At 65.5% G+C, this 825-nt stretch carries 1 protein-coding gene and 1 pseudogene; both read left to right on the forward strand.

The features are described from left to right. A pseudogene (locus tag LL06_RS27850) lies at positions 1-327 on the forward strand (hypothetical protein); the annotation flags it as partial. A gap of 66 nt (positions 328-393) precedes the next feature. After that, positions 394-825 (forward strand): helix-turn-helix domain-containing protein (locus LL06_RS26640; protein ID WP_152599788.1); only part of this gene is annotated, 432 nt, incomplete at its 3' end.

Here is an 825-nt window from a genome sequence, read left to right on the forward strand (position 1 = left end):
CGCGCGCGCGCCGTTGCCGCCTCGTTCATCGACGAGACCTCGCCGGCCTCCGTCGGCCTGATCCGCAGGCTGCTCTGGCAGATGCTGGGCGAGGACCACCCGATGCGCGCGCACATGTTTGAATCGATGGGCCTGGTGGCGGCCTATCGCGGGCCGGACTACGACGAGGGCTTCCGGTCGTTCCTCGAAAAGCGGGCGCCGCGATTCTCCTCGGGCCCTCACCGCGACCTTGCTTTCGCCAGCGGCTGGTTCGAGAAACCGGACTTCCGGCCGGAAGATGCGCCGGCCGTGAAGGGAAATGAGGACAAGCCACTAACAAGCGGTTGATATGCTTCCAATTCCATTACACTCCGGCTATTTGAACGTGTGGTCTGCATCGATCGGAGCACCAGTATGAAGGGACGAGCCATGGGCCGGCAGAAAGCAACCAGTCAGCAAAAGCCGACGCGCAAGACCAGGAACGGGTCCGGCGAGGATGTCAGTTCGAGCGCGCGGCGCTCACTGATCATGCAGGAGGCGGCGCACCTGTTCGGCACGCGCGGCTTCGACGCCACGACGATCCGCGACATCGCGGCGGCGGCGGGAATCCTCGGCGGCTCGATCTACTATCATTTCGGATCCAAGGACGACATCTTTCTGGCGGTGCACTCGGCCGGCATGGAATTCATCACCACGGCGGTCGTGGCGGCGATCGCCGAGCACGAGGACCCCTGGGACCAGCTCGAGGCCGCCGCCATCGCCCACGCCAACGCGCTGCTCGCCTCGGGCGACCTGCCGGTGATCGTCTCGCCCTATTTCTCCGAATCCCTGGCGTCGCTGCGCGAC

Origin of the sequence: Hoeflea sp. BAL378 (assembly GCF_000759435.1) — a bacterium.
GTDB lineage: Bacteria > Pseudomonadota > Alphaproteobacteria > Rhizobiales > Rhizobiaceae > Hoeflea.